We start from the raw sequence: 316 nt of genomic DNA on the forward strand, positions 1-316 counted from the left end.
ACACCCGAACTTCGGTTGAACAGTTTGCGCATGATTTTGCGATTAACGCCAGCAACACCAAGTCTCTTGGTGCTAGCGTGATGCAAAGCCAATCGGACTTGAACGCCCTCTCGAATACTCAAACGCGCCTAAACTCTGGCAGTGCCAGCTTTACGGCCAATTCAATTCAAGGCTTCCAGAATTACTTGGAAACGACAGCTAAATTAGAACAACCAGACGTCCAACGCCTAATGACCGCTTACCAACCGGAAGATATTGCTGATGCTAAAAAGTCTTGGCAAGAATACACACGCACTAAAGAGTTCACCACCATGGC

1 pseudogene is annotated in these 316 nt (G+C 47.5%); it reads left to right on the forward strand.

From position 1 onward, the window contains the following. Window positions 1–316 (forward strand): annotated as a pseudogene (locus AB4589_RS23845) (conjugal transfer protein TraG); the annotation flags it as partial.

The sequence above is a fragment of the Vibrio sp. 10N.222.49.A3 genome, assembly GCF_041475145.1.
GTDB lineage: Bacteria > Pseudomonadota > Gammaproteobacteria > Enterobacterales > Vibrionaceae > Vibrio > Vibrio tasmaniensis_A.